Below are 17,751 nucleotides of genomic sequence, written 5' to 3'. Positions count from 1 at the left end.
ATCATTTCAATTATGCAGATTGGAAATTCACCAAATTCGACTCACATTAAAACGAAACCCCAATAACACTCCTTCCCCACTTAAAACCGTTGGATTTTCTAACACCTCAACTGCTTGTTGGGGCCGATAAACCTCCACTGGACGAGTCTGAGGATCGATTAACCATCCTAACTGCGTTCCATTGTCCAAATATTCCTGCATCTTTTCCCGTAACGTCGCTAAATTATCGGATTTAGACCGTAATTCCACCACAAAATCCGGACAAAGGGGAATAAACCCCTCCCGTTGTTCAGGGGTTAAACTCTCCCATCTTTCCCGACTCACCCAAGACACATCCGGAGAACGAATTGCACCATTGGGTAATATAAACCCCGTCGAAGAATCAAACCCCTCTCCTAATTCTGGGTTTTCTTCTATCCAGCGATCGCACTCTCCCGTTAATCTCCGGTTTCGTCTTCCCGTTTCACCACCCGTCGGAGGATTCACCACCAATTCTCCCGTTGCAGTCCGTTCTAATCTTAAATCCTGATTCGCTAATACCAAACGCATAAAATCCGCTTGGCTAAGTTTTAACGAAAGTTGCGGAGGAAGGGTCAATTGGGGATACATAATGCTCTCACATTCGTTGAACAATGAGAATTTCAAACGCTTCTAACATTTCCGGTAAATCAATCACTTTCCCTGCTGTAAAGCGTTCGGACAGTAAAACACACCAATTCCCATATTCTAACGGTTCATCTAACCGTAACGGTTGTTGATAGCCAAAATTTAAAATAACCACCACCTGCTCCTTGTCCGTTGCTCGTAAATAAGCAAACTGTTCATCGGGGTAATGAATTAAAGGTTTCCATCTTCCCCGTAACAAGGCTTCACTATTCCGACGGACTTGAATCACGCGGCGATAAAAATTCAAAATTGAATCCTCATCGGCCAACTCAGTGGCCACATTCACCTCTTTGTAATTATCATGAATCGGTAGCCAAGGATCAACCTCCCGGCCAAAACTAAACCCCGCACCAGCACTGGTATCCCATTGCATCGGGGTGCGACTTCCATCTCTCGGTGGGGGGACTTCTCCCGTGTCACTTAACACCACCGCTTTATCCCGGAGTTTTTCGGGGGGGATGTCGAGATGGTTCACCATACCAATTTCTTGGCCATAATATAAAAAGGGAGTCCCCCGTAAAGTTAACAGCAGAGTTGCTGCGGCCTTGGCCACACGGACCGGTTCAGTACACATGGTACAGGTTATCCACCTGGAGAGGTGACGGGGAATATCGTGGTTGTCAATAAAATAATTGGGCCAAGCACCAGGAGGGGTGAGTAATTCTTGCTTTTCTACTTGTCGTTGCAAGTATCCTGGATACCAAGGACTAAAAGGGAATTCAAAGGCAAAGGGAAGATGGAGTTCATCGTTATACACCCCATAAAAGGTGTTAGACTCGTAAAGACTGTTATCAATGAAGGTTTCGCCAATTAATACTTTATCCTCGTATTCATCAATAATTTGACGCATTTCCCGAATAATTTGGTGATTTTTCGGGAGGTTTTTGTCGTAGAGGTGATGTTGGTTATTATAATCATTTTTATCAGTTGACCCGAATTTCATGGGGTTATCCCGATAATATTTATCTTGAATATAAACACTGGATGCGTCTAAGCGAAACCCATCAACTCCTTGGTCTAACCAGTAGCGAAGAATATTATAAATGGCTTGTTTAACTTCGGGGTTATGCCAGTTGAGGTCGGGTTGGTTTTTATTGAAGGTGTGAAAGTAATATTGACCGCGTTTCTCATTATAGGTCCAACCTGTGCCGCCAAAATAGGAGAGCCAGTTGTTGGGGAGTCCTCCTACCATGGGGTCTTGCCATTGATACCAGTCCGCTTTGGGGTTATCTCGACTGGAACTGGACTCGATAAACCAAGGGTGTTGGTCTGAGGTATGATTGACGACGAGATCGATAATGACTTTAATACCTCGTTTATGAGCTTCTTGGAGGAGTTGTTTAAAGTCGTCTAATGTCCCGAAGGTGGGGCAAATATCGTAATAGTCGCTGATATCATAGCCATTATCGACCATTGGCGATTTATTGATGGGAGAAAGCCAAATGGCATCTATACCGAGGGAGGTGGTGCTGTTGGGGTTGCCGTCGTTGAGGTAGTCGAGACGCTGGATAATGCCTTGTAAGTCTCCTATCCCGTCTCCGTTGCTGTCGGCAAAGGTGAGGGGATAAATTTGGTAAATTACGCCTGTTTGCCACCATTTGTTGGCTTGAACGGCTGTGTCTTTCTCCATGAGGGGTTGTTGGTGCTGTGCTTTGTTCTATTTTACCCTTTCTCCAACATCTGCCATCTGCCATCTGCCATCTGCCTTCGGATGCTGTTCCCTGTTCCGGAGTTCCCTGTTCCCTTTTTCACAAACAACACACTTAATTTAAAAAAGGTTCGGAACGGATAAATTGATTATGGCGTAGGACTTCGATGCCATCGCGCTTCACTCGATAGGTATAACTGCCGTTTTCGGCGTAGTAGCGGCCTCCTCTCTCCCAAGCGCGTAACCATACCGACTCCCTGGGGTTGGTTTTGGATTGACCGAAGTAGTAGAGTTGACCGTTGCTTTGGCAGATTTTGACGCGGAAATTACGGGTTTCTTGGTCGATGAGGGCCGGACGGGTGCATTGGTCTGATGTTCCCGTTGCGGTGGGTTGAGAACGGGTTATGGTGGGGTTAGGACGAGTGTTGGGGGATTGTTGGGCGACGTTGGATAGGACTTGTAGGGGATCGATCGCGCGATCGCCCGCTAAATACACCTCAAAATGCAAATGAGGCCCCGTACTATTGCCTGTGTTGCCCATTTCGGCGATAATTTGCCCCTGTTGGACTTGTTCCCCCTCTCCCACTAACAACGTCTGATTATGCCCATAAACCGTGCGTGTGCCGTCGGGATGTTGCAACATGATGGCATTGCCTAACCCCCAGTCATCCCACCCCGCAGCGACCACTGTTCCCCCTTTACTCGCTAAAATGGGAGTCCCCACAGGCCCCGCAATATCCAGTCCTTCGTGGTAACGGTGAAACCCTTGGGAAATTTGTCCGGAGGCTGGCCAGAGAAAAGAGGAATGGGAAGAACGGGAGTTAACTTCTGTTGCTGGAGTATCAACAGTGCGATTGATTTGTTGATTGAAGGGAATTGCGATCGCACTGGCCACAACCCCAAAAGAGATAAACCCGACTAAACCGGCTGAAAGAGAACGCACAATGAGCTTCACTTGCATAATTGCTGCCCTGAGTCTGAAAAAGTCCTTCTCTGCCTTCGGATTACACCTCCAGCCATCCGGAGAATTCCTAGACTCAATTCTAGACTTTATTGTAAAAGCCTTCCTGACAAACGGATCAGGTTCTCTGAGAAGAAAAATACTTTTATTTCACCAAGGGGAACAAACCCCCCTGAAAATAGTCCTAATTGACCTAAGCCTCCTCGCATTTTGGGTAAAGCGTGATCCATGCAGTCCGGGGAAAACGTTGCAATATATTAGGGTTTTGAGGAGGAAAAAAACAGTCGAGAATGGACAGGATATACTAACCAATAGGACGGGAATCTCCTCAAGAGAGGTAATGGGTATGTGGCATAAATTAACACAAACAAGCATGGTGGCAACGGTAGTGGGACTCTTACTCACATCGGGAGCAACAGCTAGAGCTTTGGAAGAACAAATTTTTCCCAGAGAGTCTCCTCCCTCTCCCGAAAATAGAGAAAATCATCGGGAAACCAACCCCCAGACTTCCCCCTCGGTACAAAATACCGAAGTCGAAGTGGAAACCATTGAGTCTCCTACAACCCCCAATACAGAAGTCGAAGTGGAAACCATTGAGTCTCCCACCACTCCTGACAGTGAAGCAACGACTTCTCCCCCAGAGTCAGAGGACTCTAAGCAAAATGCCGCCCTCGATAATCGCTTTAATAATTGGTATGACTTGGGCTTAGAATTATTATCTGAGGGGAAATATCGAGATGCCGTGATTCCCTTGAGACGGGCAGTTGATCTTGATCCGACGGTGTTTGAAGCCTGGGTGAGTCTCGGTTATACGCTTTGGACAACCGAGGATTATGAAAACTCTCTGGTGGCCTATGATGAAGCCATTGCCTTAAATGAAAATTCCTCCTATGTTTGGTTTAATCGGGGGATTACATTAAGTGCCTTAGAGGAGTATGAAGATGCGATCGCTTCCTACGAAAAAGCCTTAGAATTAGACCAAGATTGGCAAGGAGTCAACCCCGCCGAAGTCTGGTTTGGTTTAGGCCATACTCTCAGTCTCCTCCAACGGTATCAAGAAGCCTTTGAAGCCTATGATCAAGCCACACAACTTAATCCCGACCACTCAGGATATTGGTATGGCCGTGGAAAAATGTTAATGTTATTAGAACGCTTTGAGGAGGGGTTAGAATCCTTAGAGCAAGCCTTTGATGGGAATGGGATTTGGGGGAATAGTAGTGCCGCCAATGCGTGGGTTGATCGAGGGATTGCTTTAGAAGCCATGGAACGCTATGACGAAGCCCTGTATGCTTATCAGGAAGCCTTACGCCTTGATCCCACCAATCGCTATGCTGAAGCCAATTTAACCCAGTTACAAGAACAATTAAATAATCAATAATTTTTGTTGTTTGTTATTTTGTTCGTTATTTTGGTTGTTATTTGTCGTTTGTTATAACCAGCAAACTAACCGTTTTGAAGCAGACCTTAATTAGAGCGTTTTTTGCTTAAAATTGCTCTTGACTTTTGCCTAAAAATAACTTATCCTGATAATGGGAAATAGACGCGCACTTATAAACTCCCTTTCAGCTTAAAATTATAATCGAAACAATCGAATATTCCTTGAGTTAACCCCCAATGCTAATAGCTAAAACACTTTAAAACGGGTTGATAGACCAATTAAAAAATTAAAAATTTAATGTTACTTGTCAGGCAGGTACAACACTTTTAAACTGGGTTTCTTCAAGTGAGCCAAAAATACTCTAATCCCTGTTCCCTATTCCCTATTCCCTAAGACATGATACCCTGAAAAACATTCCTGTACGCCCATCTCACCCATCACTGAGAACCCATCATCTAGGGGAATGAACCAAGAACAACAACTCGCAGACTATTTAAGAACCCCCGCAGCCATTCGGGAACGCTGTGGTATCCTGTTGCAATTGGCTTGCGACAACCGTTTACCCCACTTTCAATGTAACCTGAACCAACTAGACACCGTTACCGACTACGTTTATCAAGTCACCCAAAAGAACTATCCCGACTTTAATATCCCCTTTCATAGTCGGTGGCGACATTTTGAAGTCGGGACTGTCTCTAGGATAACCGAACTAGACCAACTCACCGCCTCCCTTTCTCCCCTCGATAAAGCCAAAGCAAAAATTGAATTAGCCATAACCAGTGTCTTACTCGATGCCGGGGCCGGGTCACAATGGCGATATAGTGAACCCGAAACCGGGCAACTGTTCCAACAGTCCGAAGGGTTAGCCGTGGCCAGTTTTCGGCTATTTTGTCAAGGGAGATTGTCCAGTGAACCAGAATTTCCCTTACAAGCAGATGCGCGAGGACTGCAACAGTTAACCGTTGAAACCCTAGCCGACTCCTTCCAAGTCACCCCCGATAACCCCTTGATAGGATTAACAGGCCGAGTAGAACTCTTGCAACGTCTCGGAGACATATTACCCCACAAACCGCAATATTTTGGCAGTTCTTCCCCTCGCTTAGGGAATTTAGTGGACTATTGGTTAAAAGTAGCCGAACACCCAGAAAACGGCTCTCCGCGCCTTTCTGCGGCAACTATCTTGCAGACCATTTTAACGGAGTTGGGAGACATTTGGGCGAGTCGTCACCGTCTCGCGGGGGTAAATTTAGGGGATGTGTGGCAACATTCGGCCTTGTCGGCCTTTCCCCCTCCTGAGTTTCCCCAGTTAGAGACTGAATTATGTCGTTATGTTCCCTTTCACAAACTCTCTCAATGGTTAACCTATTCTCTCCTCGAACCCTTAACAGAGTTAGGGGTTGAGATAGTCGGGTTAGAGGAGTTAACCGGGTTGGCCGAGTATCGCAATGGGGGGTTATGTCTAGACTTAGGACTGTTGGAGTTAAAGAATATTGAGCTATATTTTACCCCTCATTTACCGGGGTCAGAAGTCATTGTAGAATGGCGAGCCTTAACCCTGATTCTTTTAGATAAAATAGCGGCCAGACTACGGGAAAAGTTACAACGCACCCCTCAAGATTTACCGTTGGTGCAAGTGTTACAGGGAGGAACATGGGCCGCAGGCCGCCAAATTGCCCAACAAAAGCGCCAGTCCGGGACTCCTCCCCTTGAGTTAAAGAGTGATGGGACGGTTTTTTAGTTGGTTGTTGGTTCTTTGTTCTTTGTGAACAAGGGAACAGGGAACTCCGGAACTGGGAACAGTAAACAGTAAACAGCAAACAGCAAACAGCAAACAGTAAACAGTAATGTTGTTTGTTCTGGGTTCTTTGTTCTCCCCCAGAGGGAGGAGAGAGAATAGAGGAGAGAGGATAGAGAAAAAATTACAGACTACTCACTTCTCACTTCTCACTTTTCTCTCCTCACTTCTTCCCCCCCATCTCCTCCATCTCCCCTTTGTGTCCTTTGTGTCTTTGTGGTTCAATTCCCCAACTATCAACTCTCAACTCCCCAATACCCAAGCCCAATTTTCGTTAAGGTATATTAAGCAACTATCAAAAACAAACATAGGTTAAAGACATGGCAGATCAACTTATCCGTGCAACCGCCGCAGATGGCGGAATTCGAGCAGTTGGAGTAATTTCTACTCGGTTAACGGAAGAAGCACGTCGTCGTCATCAACTCTCTTATGTGGCCAGTGCGGCCTTGGGACGTACCATGTCGGCAGGGTTACTTTTAGCATCGAGTATGAAACGCGAAGACTCACGGGTGAATATTCGCATTAAGGGGAATGGCCCTCTGGGGGGGGTGTTGGTGGATGCAGGGTTAGATGGGACGGTGCGGGGTTATGTGGATAACCCCCATGTGGAGTTACCTCCCAATGAGGTTGGCAAGTTGGATGTTGGGGGGGCGGTTGGCCGTGACGGATATCTCTATGTGGTGCGAGATGTGGGCTATGGCTACCCCTATTCGAGTACCGTGGAGTTGGTATCTGGGGAAATTGGTGATGATCTCAGTCATTATTTGGTGAGTTCGGAACAAACTCCGTCGGCTTTGTTATTGGGGGTTTATGTGGAACAGGGCCATGTGTTGGCTTCTGGGGGACTGCTGTTGCAGGTGATGCCCAAGGCGGCCCGGGATGAGGAGTTGGTGGCGACGCTGGAAGCTCGTGTGGGTAAGTTGTCTGGGTTTACACCGCTGTTGCGGGCCCAGAAGACGTTACCGGAGATTTTCCAAGAGTTGTTGGGGGATATGGGGTTAACGGTGTTCCCAGGGGTGCAGATGGTGCATTTCCATTGCGGATGTTCCTTTGACCGGGTGTTAGGGGCGTTGAAGTTGCTGGGGGTGGATGAACTGCAAGATATGATTGAAAAGGATGATGGGGCTGAGGCTACTTGTCATTTTTGCGGGGAAGTGTATCAGGCCGAGCGATCGCATCTTGAACAGTTAATTGAAGATTTACAAGCGGAGTCCATGTAATCTCAGTGATCTGAACTCCATTCCATAGCCAGTAGAGACGCAGCACATCGTGCCTCTACTGGAAATTCCTCTAGAAAGATGAATCAGCAATCTCCTTGATGGGGATTAAATCCATTAATTTTTACTGCTCAAGAGCGTACTAGAAACTGAGAAAGATTCACCTCTTGGAGATAACGTGAACCCGCCTTGCCCAAAATATCTCGAAGGACCCTTGACAAATGAAAAAAAAGACTTATTTCTTGGCTGTATGAATAAAATTATCTACCGTGGCTAACAGTTTATCTTTATCAAAAGGTTTAGTTAAATATTCCGTTGCTCCGGCTAAACGGCCTTGCACTTTATCAAAAGCACCATCCCGTGCTGTGAGCATAATAATGGGTAAGGACTCGAATTGGGGCAAACTGCGAACGGTGCGGCACAGTTCGAGGCCATCGACTCCCGGCATGGTCACATCTAACAGTAACAAGGATATATCTTGATGATAAATGGTCGAGAGTGCGTCAACCGCATTATCCGCTACTACGACGTTATAACGGTCTTCTAAGGTTTCTTGTAGCAGTTTACGCATAATGGGACTGTCGTCCACGGCCAGTATTGTTGGTGCTTGGGTCATTCCCATGACATCTCCCTCTACCCGATGAAATCATTACACAAAGTTGAGGAATTCTCAACCTTTATTGTCTATTTTCTATTTTAATTTAATGGTCGCTCCGATCCACACAAAAGGGAGGTATTCAGTCAAATAAGTTTTTACTCTTGTCGCTCTGTGTAAACTTTTGTAATTCCGGGGTCTTAATGTGAATTTTTGTAACATTTTGAGGTAGATTTCATCGTGACTGTATTTTTCGCTGCCATGACGATATTTTCCGAGTTTTGCTAGTGGAAGAATAAGATGTAAACCCATTCAATACAGTCTCGGGGTTATTTGTGTAGAAGCTTTAAAGTTTATTTAAAGATTTCCTATAGATTGACTTGTCCGGAATCTTAATGTAAGGACAATAAGAGATAATAAAAGTAGGAAAGGTTCACTACTTTCTGAATCTATTAAAAATTTGTCTTTTAAAACCTCTCACCTTAACATTTTTTACCCTGTGTTGCAAGTTTCATTTACAAAAATTCAAGACTTGTTTAAGAAAAGCACGATTTTCTCTCCTTTTGGCAGGAATAAATTTGGCAGGAATGAATGCCAAGGGCAAGCCCAGGAGCAAGTCCAATCGCCTCTAGGGGTGCAGCGACCCAGCCAGATCGTCCAAGCAGACCGGGGAATCCCGCCCAGGGGATGCCCCCTGGCTCAACCCCCCAACGATTAATGAAATGAGTGATAAGGAGTCCCAATTAATGGTTGTTAGTTTCATGGATAGCCCCATCATAGAAACCCTGACAGATGCTGTTTTTATTCTCGACAATGGGTGGCAATTTACCTATTTGAATGCGATCGCAGAAAAACTACTCGGTCAACCCCGCCAAAGCCTACTGAACCGTTGTATCTGGGAAATCTTCCCCGAACTCATTGGTGGTAGTTTCGAGCAAGAATATCGACGAGTGATGACGCAACAAGTCACCAGTCATTTTGAAGCCTTCTTTCCCGTGGGAAAAACCTGGGTAGAAGCGCGAATCGCCCCTTATCGAGAGGGAATTTCCGTCTGTTTACGAGATGTCTCGGAACGAAAACGAGTGGAGGCTGATCTCTTAGAGCGATCGCGCTTGGCCCATCTCGAAGCCAACATTAGCCGCTATCTCGTCCGGTCTCACTCCCTCCACGACAGTTTACAATACTGTACCCAAACCTTAATCGAAGAACTCGACGCAGCGATCGCTGCCATTTGGACCTATAACCCCCAAACCGAACAACTCGAACGTCAAGGACTCGAAGCCCACCCCGAAATCCCCCCAAAACTCCTCGAAAGCGACCTATTCAGCAACCCCTATCTTACCCTAGAAGGGTCTGTCATCGGCATGATCGCCAATAGTCTCCAACCCATCTATGATTTAGTCTTCCCCGTCTTCGGCGACTTATCCCGCAAAACCCTTCCCCCCGAAACCCCTGGCGAAGACGAAAAACCCGACCCCCTCTTTTGCCATGTGGAACGGGCCAAACTCCCCCACAACAGCAAACTCCACCTCATCGGTTATCCCCTCGTCTTAGAAGACCGTTTATTTGGAGTATTAGCCCTTTGGGCCTATCACCCCCTCAACGAAACCCTCCAAGAAGGACTGGAAACCCTCGCCGATAACCTCGCCATTGACATCGACCGTTGCCAGGCCCGAACCGCCTTACTCAACCGTCGAGAAGCCCTCCTCTTTCGGTTAGCCAACCAAATTCGCAACTCCCTCGACCTGAACACCATCCTCGAAACCGCCGTCCAAGAAATTCGCACCTTACTCAACGTAGATTTCTGTACCTATCTCTGGTGTTGGTCCCAAGAAGAACTCAGTCTCATTGTCAGTCACGAAGCAGCCAAAGACGACCAGCATCCCAGCTTAATGAGTACCTGTGACTCCGATATTCTGACTCCCTTTTATCAACCCATTGAAACCCTCAAAATTCTGCGGATTGATAATACCGAACATCTCTGTCTTCCCCACCTCCCGGACGAGGATGTGGCCGCCGTGGCAGACCTGTTAGAGGATTTAGAAGTCAAATCTATCTTATTACTCCCCTTAAAAACCCGATCTAATCATCTAGGGGCCATTGCCTGTAGTCATCTCCACGGCCTTCGTCATTGGAGTGACCAAGAAGTGGAAGTCCTCCAAGCGGTGGTAGATCAGTTAGCCTTGGCCGTCGATCACGCGGAATTATTCGCCCAAACCCGGGCCACGGCCCTGGCGGCCCAAACCCAGGCCCAGCAACTGGAGTCCACCCTACAACAACTGAAAAAAGCCCAGGCCCAACTCATTCAAACGGAAAAAATGTCCAGTTTGGGTCAAATGGTGGCCGGAATTGCCCATGAAATTAATAATCCTGTGAATTTTATTTCGGGGAATCTTAGTTATACCAATGAATATGTCCACGATTTATTGGAGTTAGTGACCCTCTATCAAAAATATTATCCCGACCCGAAAGCGGAGGTCTCGGATTTCATGGAGGAGATTGATTTTGAGTTTGTTCTCGAAGATTTACCGAAAACCCTCTCCTCGATGCAAATTGGGGCCGAACGCATCCGCCAAATTGTCCTCTCGTTGCGGAATTTCTCCAGGTTAGACCAAGCGGAGATGAAACCTGTGGATATTCATGAGGGGATTGATAATACCCTACTCATTTTACACAATCGGCTGAAAGCCAAGGGAGACCGCCCGGAAGTGGAGATTGAGAAGCAGTATGGGGAGTTACCGAAAGTGGAATGTTATGCGGGACAACTGAACCAGGTGTTTATGAATATTATTAGTAATGCGATCGATGCGGTCGAAAGTCAACCTGAACCCCACCGTATTACCATTACCACTGAAGGACTCCTCGATGACCCCCCAGGGGAAGACGATGAGGAGACGATTTCGGGGGATGTGATCATTCGCATTCGGGATAATGGGTCTGGGATGTCTTCTGATACGGTGAAACATATTTTTGACCCCTTCTTTACCACCAAACCTGTGGGGAAAGGAACAGGGTTAGGATTGGCGATTAGTTACCAAATTGTGGTGGAAAAACATCAGGGTAGGCTAGAGTGTATTTCAGAAGTGGGTCAGGGAACCGAGTTTGTTATTCAAATTCCCATCCAACCCTTTCGCAGCTTAACCTAATTTTAAGTTCTTGGGTGCATCTCGATATTCCCCTTTACACTCAAGATAGAGAGGTCTAAACTCTCTCTGGATGACTGTCACGACTGGATTTTTCCCGTTTTCTTCCTGCTGGTCTGACTTTATTTCTTGGTATCTTTGGTCTGTTCCCCCAACACACATTATTTATCGAAGGAGTCTTCATGCAATCTTCTGGAGTTATTACTGTCACACTTCTACAGGCATTTTGTCAATTAATTGCCCGTAGAACTGGGTTGCAAATTCGGGAACAGGACTATGGAATGTTAACCCAGAAAATTTGGCAACGTCTGCATCGGCTCAATCTCTCTCGTCCCGAAACCTATTATCAATTATTGGAAACCAATACGTCAACCAGTGCGCGGGAATGGGAGCATTTTATTCAATTATTGACCAACATTGAGAGTTATTTTTTCCGCGATCGCGGGCAATTTAAGTTACTCTCCGAGCAAATTCTACCCGAATTAATTCAACGGAATCAACATCAGCGTCGTTTACGCATTTGGAGTGCGGGATGTTCCACGGGAGAAGAACCCTATTCTTTAGCCATGACGCTCCATTCTCTCCTCCCTAATTTTGAGAGTTGGGAGGTACAAATTATTGGCACGGATATTAATCAAGCGGCCTTACAAAAAGCGAAAAAAGGGGTTTATAGTCCTTGGTCTTTACGGAGTCTTTCCTTGGAGACTATTCAGAAGTATTTTAAATCATTGCCTCAAGGGTATCAACTAAACGCCAATATCCGTCATTTAGTCCAGTTTGAGACATTTAATTTAGTCGAAAATTTAGCGAACCAGACTCAGACAGAGTTATCTAATCTTGATTTGATTATTTGCCGCAATGTGTTTATTTATTTTACCCCAGAAGGCATCCATACCGCCTTAAAAAACTTTAAAACCGCACTCAAGGAGGAAGGGTATCTATTAACCGGACACGCTGAATTATATGGTCAGGTGTTACAAGATTTTCAGAGTGCAATTTTCCCTGATTCCATTATTTACACCTATCGACCGTCCGCACCCGCAACCCCCAAACCAATCCTAGATCAAACAGCAGGGAAAAACCAGTCTAATTCCTTGACTGATTTTCCCAAAAAATGGCGCTCCTCTCGTTCTGCATCCGTTCAACCTAGTCCGGTTTCTCAGTCTTTTTCCCTAAAGCAAAATCCCCCATTTCCGCAGAATTCTAGCGACTCCCAAGACCATTCAACTTCCCAGTTACTCCAAGAAGCAGAAACTTTATTTGCACAAAAATATTATCATTTAGCTGCCGAAAAAGCACGGTTAGTCTTACAACGAGACGAGCAGAAATTTTCCGCTTATTTCTTATTAGCGAGTATTGCGGCCAATTCCGGGGAATATGCTGAGGCTAAGTTTTTGTGTTATCAAGCCTTAGAAATTGATAGTTTTGCGGTTTCCATTTATTATTTATTGGCTCAAATTGCCGAAGAGCAGGAGGATATTGAAGAAGCTAAACGGTTATTCAAGAAAATTATTTATCTTGATCCCAACTCCGTTCCTGCTTATTCAGAATTAAGTTATATTTATGACCAAGAAGGGGATCAAAAACGCGCTCAAAAAATGCAGCAGGCCGCCATGGAGTTACTGCAAAAAGTATCCCGCAATGGCAAAAAATCTGATTCTACTAGCTTAAAAATTAATCGGTCTAGGTCGGTTCATCAAGTTCCGACTGAATTTGTTAATAACCTTGACCGAAAATTTAACGCTTAATTAATCTGGGTCATCTACTCAATTATTAATTGAATTCTTGGTAATACTAATGAACAGCAATTCTCTCATTAAAGACTCTCAAAAATCTCTACAAACCCTAGAAGAAACCTATCTCATTTTTAGCTTACACCAGTCTTTATACGGTATTGCAACCACAGTTGTTGAAGAAGTTTTCTTTTTACCCGAATTAACCCCTATTCCCCAAGCTCCCTATGATATTGTCGGGGTAATTAATTTACGGGGGACTATTCTCCCGGTGATGGACTTACATCTTAGATTTGGGTATCGTTCCCCTCAATATAAAACCACGGATTGTCTGGTGGTGCTACGCTGGAACGAGACTCGTTTAGGAATTGTTGTTAACCAAGTCCATGAGGTTCGACAAATTTCTTCTCAAGAAATTTCTAGTGATGTATCCTATGGACGGGAGAACCCCCAAGAGCAACAAGTAACCTTTAAAAAGGGAATTGCTCGCAGTACAGACTCGCTCATTATTCTCCTCGACCCCGACCCGTTAATTAATTCTGTTGAACGTCGTCGAGAACATCTTCCCCAAGAGTTTTTAGAGGCCAGTACACTGGAAGAATTAAAAGAAGAAGACTTAAACCATCAACGGGAAGAATTACCGCTTTTTTGTCCCCAAGCAACCCCCCAAGAACGGAAAATTTTTCAAGACAGGACTAACCATCTCCGTCAAAGTACCGAAGTGGAAGAATCCCACGGGTTTAAACCTTTGGCGGCCATTCGTCTAGGGGGAGAGTTTTTTGGAATTGATTTAAAAATTGTGCGAGAGTTTACGGATATTGGCAAAATTACCCCTGTTCCTTGTTGTCCAGACCATATTATTGGCAATATGAATTTACGGGGAGAAATTGTCACGTTAGTTGATATTTGTGGTTTATTGAATTTGCCGCGTGTGACGGTTTCTGAGCAATTAAAAGCCATGATTATTGAGGTGCAGGGTTTGGTGGTTGGGATTATTGTGGAAGAAGTTTTAGATGTTTTGTTACTCAATCCGACTGAAATTACTTCTGTTCCAACGGCCATTCATTCTATTGATAATGAGTATTTAGAGGGAGAAGCGACCTATCGGGAAAAAATGCTCAGTTTGCTAGCAGTAGAAAAGATTTTACTGCAAGGTCATTTAATTGTTGATGAGGTCATCTAGAAGAAAGCTACGGTGACTTCTTTTCCTCCATTGTTCTGGTCTTTCTCTAGCTTACATTTTTTTTAAAAAAAGTTACATAACGTTATGAGAAAAGGAGTTTCAACAGGTGAGATTTAGATTTACAATTAAACTATAGCGTTTTTAATTGGATTAAAGAGAGGACTTCAAGGATGAGCAATTTATTTGATAAGGGGAAAGATTACTATCAAGACCAAGAAAATATTGCCAAGGGAAACGTTAACTTTAAATTAAGACATTGGATTATTACAGGTTATGCGATTCCGATTGTTTTATTTATTGTGTCGGGAATTATTGTATTTTTGAATGTGCAAACCGTTCGCAAAGAAGCAAAAGACGTACAACGGTCTATGATGGTCGTTTCTCACATTGGAGATATTGCCTTTAATGTGCAGACGGTTTCTAGGGCAACTCGAGGTTATTTATTAGACGCAAGTACGGTATCTTTAGAATCTTATCGGTCGTCCCGGGATCAGGTAGAGGAACAGCTTGCTCAACTGGATGAATTAGTGATTCATGAAGGACAGAAAGAAACTTTAGAGCGTCTAGTTGCTGAAATAGAGACCCTCATAGACTTGAATGCTGACTTAATTGAAAAAGTACAGCAGGGAGATACTGAGGGAGCAATTCAGTCTTGGACAGGACAAGGTGGACGGGAACAAGCGGAAGTATTAAGCAATCTTTTAAGTCAGTTTAAACAACGAGAAAATGTCTTAGTTGAAGAAAATTTACGGGATCAAGAAAAAGCCTTAGACCAGTTAGTTGCTGCCATTGGCATCGCTACAGGATCAGCCATTATAGTGGCCATTATTGCCGGAACTTTGATTATTAATAATGTGTCTCGTCGGATGAACGAAACGGCTAGTAATTTGGCCACCTCCAGTAGTGAAATTGCCTCCACCATTGAAGAACAGGAACGAACCGCCAGTCAACAGGCCGCGTCCGTAAACGAAACCACCACCACCATGGATGAATTGGGGGCCTCGTCGCAACAGTCTGCTGAACAGGCCGAAGCGGCGGCCACTGCGGCAAAACGGGCTTTAGAATTAGCCGATGGGGGGACCCAAGCGGTGAGTCAAACCTTGGATGGGATGAACGCGCTGAAAGAAAAAGTGAGCGCGATCGCAGAACAAATTTTACGACTCAGCGAACAAACCAACCAAATCGGCATGATCGCGCAATTAGTGGCCGATTTAGCCAACCAAACCAATATGTTAGCCCTCAATGCTGCCGTCGAAGCAGTCCGGGCTGGAGAACATGGAAAAGGCTTCTCCGTGGTTGCCACCGAAATCCGCAAATTAGCCGATCGCAGCAAACAATCCACCCAAAAAATCAATGATTTAGTCGCCGATATTCAACATTCCATTAACTCCACCGTCATGGTGACAGACGAAGGGACAAAAACCGTTGAAGACGGCGTAGAAATCACCCAAAAAACCGCCGATGCCTTCGATGGAGTAGCCGAAGCGGTCAATAATGTGGTGCTGAATAACCAACAAATTTCCCTGAATATTAAACAACAAGCCAGTGCCATTCAACAAGTCGTCCAAGCCATGAACACCATTAATCAGGGAGCCCAAGAAAGTGCCAGTGGGATTACGCAAACCAAACTGGGAACACAAAAACTTAATGAAGCCACTCAAGTTTTAAAAAATATGGTTTAGGAGGTGTCCTTATTTTTCGCTGATTCTTCCCTTTAACTGAATTGAGCAAAATAGAATCATGATTAATCTCAACCCAACCAAAAAATCGACCCCTAATACAATGAGACTCAAAACGAAAATTCAAGTCTTTACCGCCATTCCAGCCGGCTTGTTAGTCGTTGTGGGAGTGGTATCCGTAATGGGATTTTTGGCCATTAATCGACAAATTCAAACCATTTATGATGACCGAGTTGTTCCCTTAACCCAGCTTAAAGTCGTCTCCGATGCCTATGCCGTGTCCATTGTGGATGCCACCCATAAAGCCGAGGCCGGAACAATGACCTTAAATGAAGCCTTAACCTCCGTCACCCAAGCCTTAGTCCGTATTGAAAGCAACTGGGAAGACTATCAACAAACCCAATTAACCCCTCAAGAAGCCGAACTGGCCGCAGACCTCGAACAACTGTTCAATTCCTCCAATTACGCCATTGAAGAATTACAAGAAATTTTACAAGCAGGAGACCGTCAACGGTTAAGCCGATTTAGTCAAAGTATTTATCGCAATATTGATCCCATTACCCAAAAAATCAACGATTTAATTGAATTGCAACTAGAGGTCGCCCAACAGGAACGAAACGAGGCCAGCCAAATCTTCCGTTGGATTCTGATTGTGTTTGTACTCTTACTGGGTATCACCGTGATTTTAGTCTTATCACCCCTAAGACAGTTTCTCAGTCGTGCTATTACCGCCACCGTTGAAGATGCGATCGCCAGCCTCGTCTCCGCCAGTTCTCAGATCGCCGTAGCCAGCGAACAACAAGAAAGAGTCGCCAGTCAACAGGCCGCCTCCGTCAACGAAACCAGCAGCACCATGGAGCAACTCGAAACCTCCTCCCGTCAATCCGCCGAACAAGCCAAAACCTTCACCACCACCGCCCAGGATGTGTTAACCCTTTCTCAAGAAGGGAACGAGGCCGTCAGCGAAACCATGGCCGGGATGAATCAATTGCGAGATAATGTAGAAGCGATCGCGCAAAAAAGCCAAAACCTGCAAACCTCCGCCCAAGAAATTAGCGCGATCGCGCAACTCGTCACCGAATTTGCCAACCAAACCAACCTCCTCGCCTTAAACGCCTCCATCGAAGCCGTCCGCGCCGGAGATCATGGCCGTGGCTTCTCCGTTGTCGCCGCCGAAATTCGCAAACTAGCCGAACAAAGCCAAGACTCCTCCCAAAAAATCGGCACTCTCGCCGAAACCATCCACACCGCCATTAATAACACCGTCACCGTCGCCGAAACCGGGACCCAAAACGTCGAAAACAACCTCAAACTCACCCAAACCACCGCCGACACCTTCGACAAAGTAACCCAGGCCGTCGAAGAAATGGTCGAAGGCAGTCAACAAATTTCCTTAACTGTCCAACAGGAAATGTTAGCCTTTCAACAAATTGCCCAAGCCATGAATGATTTAAACAAAGTCGCCCAAGAAACCGCCAGTGGTATCAGTCAAACCAAAATCGGCACTCAAAAACTCAACGAAACAGCACAACAATTAAAAGAGATGGTTTAGGTTGGTTGTTTGTTGTTTGTTGTTTGTGAACAAGGGAATCGGGAATAGGGAACAGGAAATAGGGAACAGTAAACAGTAATGTTGTTTGTTCTGGGTTCTTTGTTCTCCCCCAGAGGGAGGAGAGAGAATAGAGGAGAGAGGATAGAGAAAAAATTACAGACTACTCACTTCTCACTTCTCACTTTTCTCTCCTCACTTCTT

General features: G+C 45.3%; 12 protein-coding genes. 8 read left to right on the top strand and 4 right to left on the bottom strand.

The annotated features are described in order from the left end of the window. Window positions 1-27 precede the first annotated feature (27 nt). The 3 genes from PN462_RS03145 to PN462_RS03135 form a co-directional block, all read right to left on the bottom strand. Entirely contained in the window at window positions 28-609 is a 582-nt protein-coding gene (locus tag PN462_RS03145) for a Uma2 family endonuclease (RefSeq protein ID WP_272126483.1), read from the bottom strand. Window positions 610-616: 7 nt separating this feature from the next. After that, window positions 617-2,296, bottom strand: coding sequence for an alpha-glucosidase (locus PN462_RS03140; protein WP_272126482.1), 1,680 nt, complete (start codon window positions 2,294-2,296; stop codon window positions 617-619). 133 nt (window positions 2,297-2,429) lie between these two features. Then, the gene (locus PN462_RS03135) at window positions 2,430-3,275 is read right to left on the bottom strand and encodes a M23 family metallopeptidase (protein ID WP_272126481.1); all 846 of its coding nucleotides are present in this window, start codon (window positions 3,273-3,275) and stop codon (window positions 2,430-2,432) included. Window positions 3,276-3,648: 373 nt separating this feature from the next. On the opposite strand from PN462_RS03135, the gene PN462_RS03130 reads away from it, so the two are divergent. The 3 genes from PN462_RS03130 (at window position 3,649) to hslO (ending at window position 7,668) form a co-directional block, all read left to right on the top strand. Then, window positions 3,649-4,653 carry a tetratricopeptide repeat protein gene (locus tag PN462_RS03130; protein ID WP_272126479.1) on the top strand — a complete coding sequence of 335 codons (1,005 nt, stop codon included), beginning with the start codon at window positions 3,649-3,651 and terminating at the stop codon, window positions 4,651-4,653. A gap of 463 nt (window positions 4,654-5,116) precedes the next feature. Then, a complete protein-coding gene (locus PN462_RS03125; RefSeq protein ID WP_272126478.1) occupies window positions 5,117-6,391 on the top strand; it encodes a URC4/urg3 family protein in 1,275 nt (424 codons plus the stop codon). 377 nt (window positions 6,392-6,768) lie between these two features. Next, window positions 6,769-7,668 carry an Hsp33 family molecular chaperone HslO gene (hslO, locus tag PN462_RS03120; protein ID WP_272126477.1) on the top strand — a complete coding sequence of 300 codons (900 nt, stop codon included), beginning with the start codon at window positions 6,769-6,771 and terminating at the stop codon, window positions 7,666-7,668. 232 nt (window positions 7,669-7,900) lie between these two features. On the opposite strand, the gene PN462_RS03115 is transcribed toward hslO, so the two are convergent. After that, entirely contained in the window at window positions 7,901-8,281 is a 381-nt protein-coding gene (locus PN462_RS03115) for a response regulator (protein WP_272126476.1), read from the bottom strand. 740 nt (window positions 8,282-9,021) lie between these two features. Here PN462_RS03115 and PN462_RS03110 point away from each other — a divergent pair. The 5 genes from PN462_RS03110 (at window position 9,022) to PN462_RS03090 (ending at window position 17,550) form a co-directional block, all read left to right on the top strand. Next, window positions 9,022-11,406 (top strand): ATP-binding protein, encoded by a 2,385-nt coding sequence (locus PN462_RS03110; protein ID WP_272126475.1) that lies wholly within the window; start codon window positions 9,022-9,024, stop codon window positions 11,404-11,406. Window positions 11,407-11,585: 179 nt separating this feature from the next. After that, window positions 11,586-13,151 (top strand): CheR family methyltransferase, encoded by a 1,566-nt coding sequence (locus PN462_RS03105; protein WP_272126474.1) that lies wholly within the window; start codon window positions 11,586-11,588, stop codon window positions 13,149-13,151. A 49-nt stretch (window positions 13,152-13,200) separates the two neighbouring features. Continuing rightward, window positions 13,201-14,319, top strand: coding sequence for a chemotaxis protein CheW (locus tag PN462_RS03100; RefSeq protein ID WP_272126473.1), 1,119 nt, complete (start codon window positions 13,201-13,203; stop codon window positions 14,317-14,319). A gap of 170 nt (window positions 14,320-14,489) precedes the next feature. Then, a complete protein-coding gene (locus tag PN462_RS03095) occupies window positions 14,490-16,001 on the top strand; it encodes a HAMP domain-containing methyl-accepting chemotaxis protein (protein ID WP_272126472.1) in 1,512 nt (503 codons plus the stop codon). A 100-nt stretch (window positions 16,002-16,101) separates the two neighbouring features. Next, window positions 16,102-17,550, top strand: a complete 1,449-nt coding sequence (locus PN462_RS03090) for a HAMP domain-containing methyl-accepting chemotaxis protein (RefSeq protein WP_272126471.1) — start codon at window positions 16,102-16,104, stop codon at window positions 17,548-17,550. Window positions 17,551-17,751: the final 201 nt, after the last annotated feature.

This window comes from Spirulina sp. CS-785/01 (assembly GCF_028330525.1).
GTDB lineage: Bacteria > Cyanobacteriota > Cyanobacteriia > Cyanobacteriales > Spirulinaceae > JAQMSD01.
The sequence above is the reverse complement of the archived record's forward strand: the minus strand, read 5'-3'. Positions and strand labels throughout refer to the sequence as shown.

Coding starts and splice junctions, on each gene's coding strand:
- PN462_RS03105 (WP_272126474.1), top strand. CDS start 11,586: ATGCAATCTTCTGGAGTTATTACTGTCACACTTCTACAGGCATTTTGT.
- PN462_RS03110 (WP_272126475.1), top strand. CDS start 9,022: ATGGATAGCCCCATCATAGAAACCCTGACAGATGCTGTTTTTATTCTC.
- PN462_RS03095 (WP_272126472.1), top strand. CDS start 14,490: ATGAGCAATTTATTTGATAAGGGGAAAGATTACTATCAAGACCAAGAA.
- PN462_RS03135 (WP_272126481.1), bottom strand. CDS start 3,275: ATGCAAGTGAAGCTCATTGTGCGTTCTCTTTCAGCCGGTTTAGTCGGG.
- PN462_RS03125 (WP_272126478.1), top strand. CDS start 5,117: ATGAACCAAGAACAACAACTCGCAGACTATTTAAGAACCCCCGCAGCC.
- PN462_RS03145 (WP_272126483.1), bottom strand. CDS start 609: ATGTATCCCCAATTGACCCTTCCTCCGCAACTTTCGTTAAAACTTAGC.
- hslO (WP_272126477.1), top strand. CDS start 6,769: ATGGCAGATCAACTTATCCGTGCAACCGCCGCAGATGGCGGAATTCGA.
- PN462_RS03130 (WP_272126479.1), top strand. CDS start 3,649: ATGGTGGCAACGGTAGTGGGACTCTTACTCACATCGGGAGCAACAGCT.
- PN462_RS03100 (WP_272126473.1), top strand. CDS start 13,201: ATGAACAGCAATTCTCTCATTAAAGACTCTCAAAAATCTCTACAAACC.
- PN462_RS03090 (WP_272126471.1), top strand. CDS start 16,102: ATGAGACTCAAAACGAAAATTCAAGTCTTTACCGCCATTCCAGCCGGC.
- PN462_RS03140 (WP_272126482.1), bottom strand. CDS start 2,296: ATGGAGAAAGACACAGCCGTTCAAGCCAACAAATGGTGGCAAACAGGC.
- PN462_RS03115 (WP_272126476.1), bottom strand. CDS start 8,281: ATGACCCAAGCACCAACAATACTGGCCGTGGACGACAGTCCCATTATG.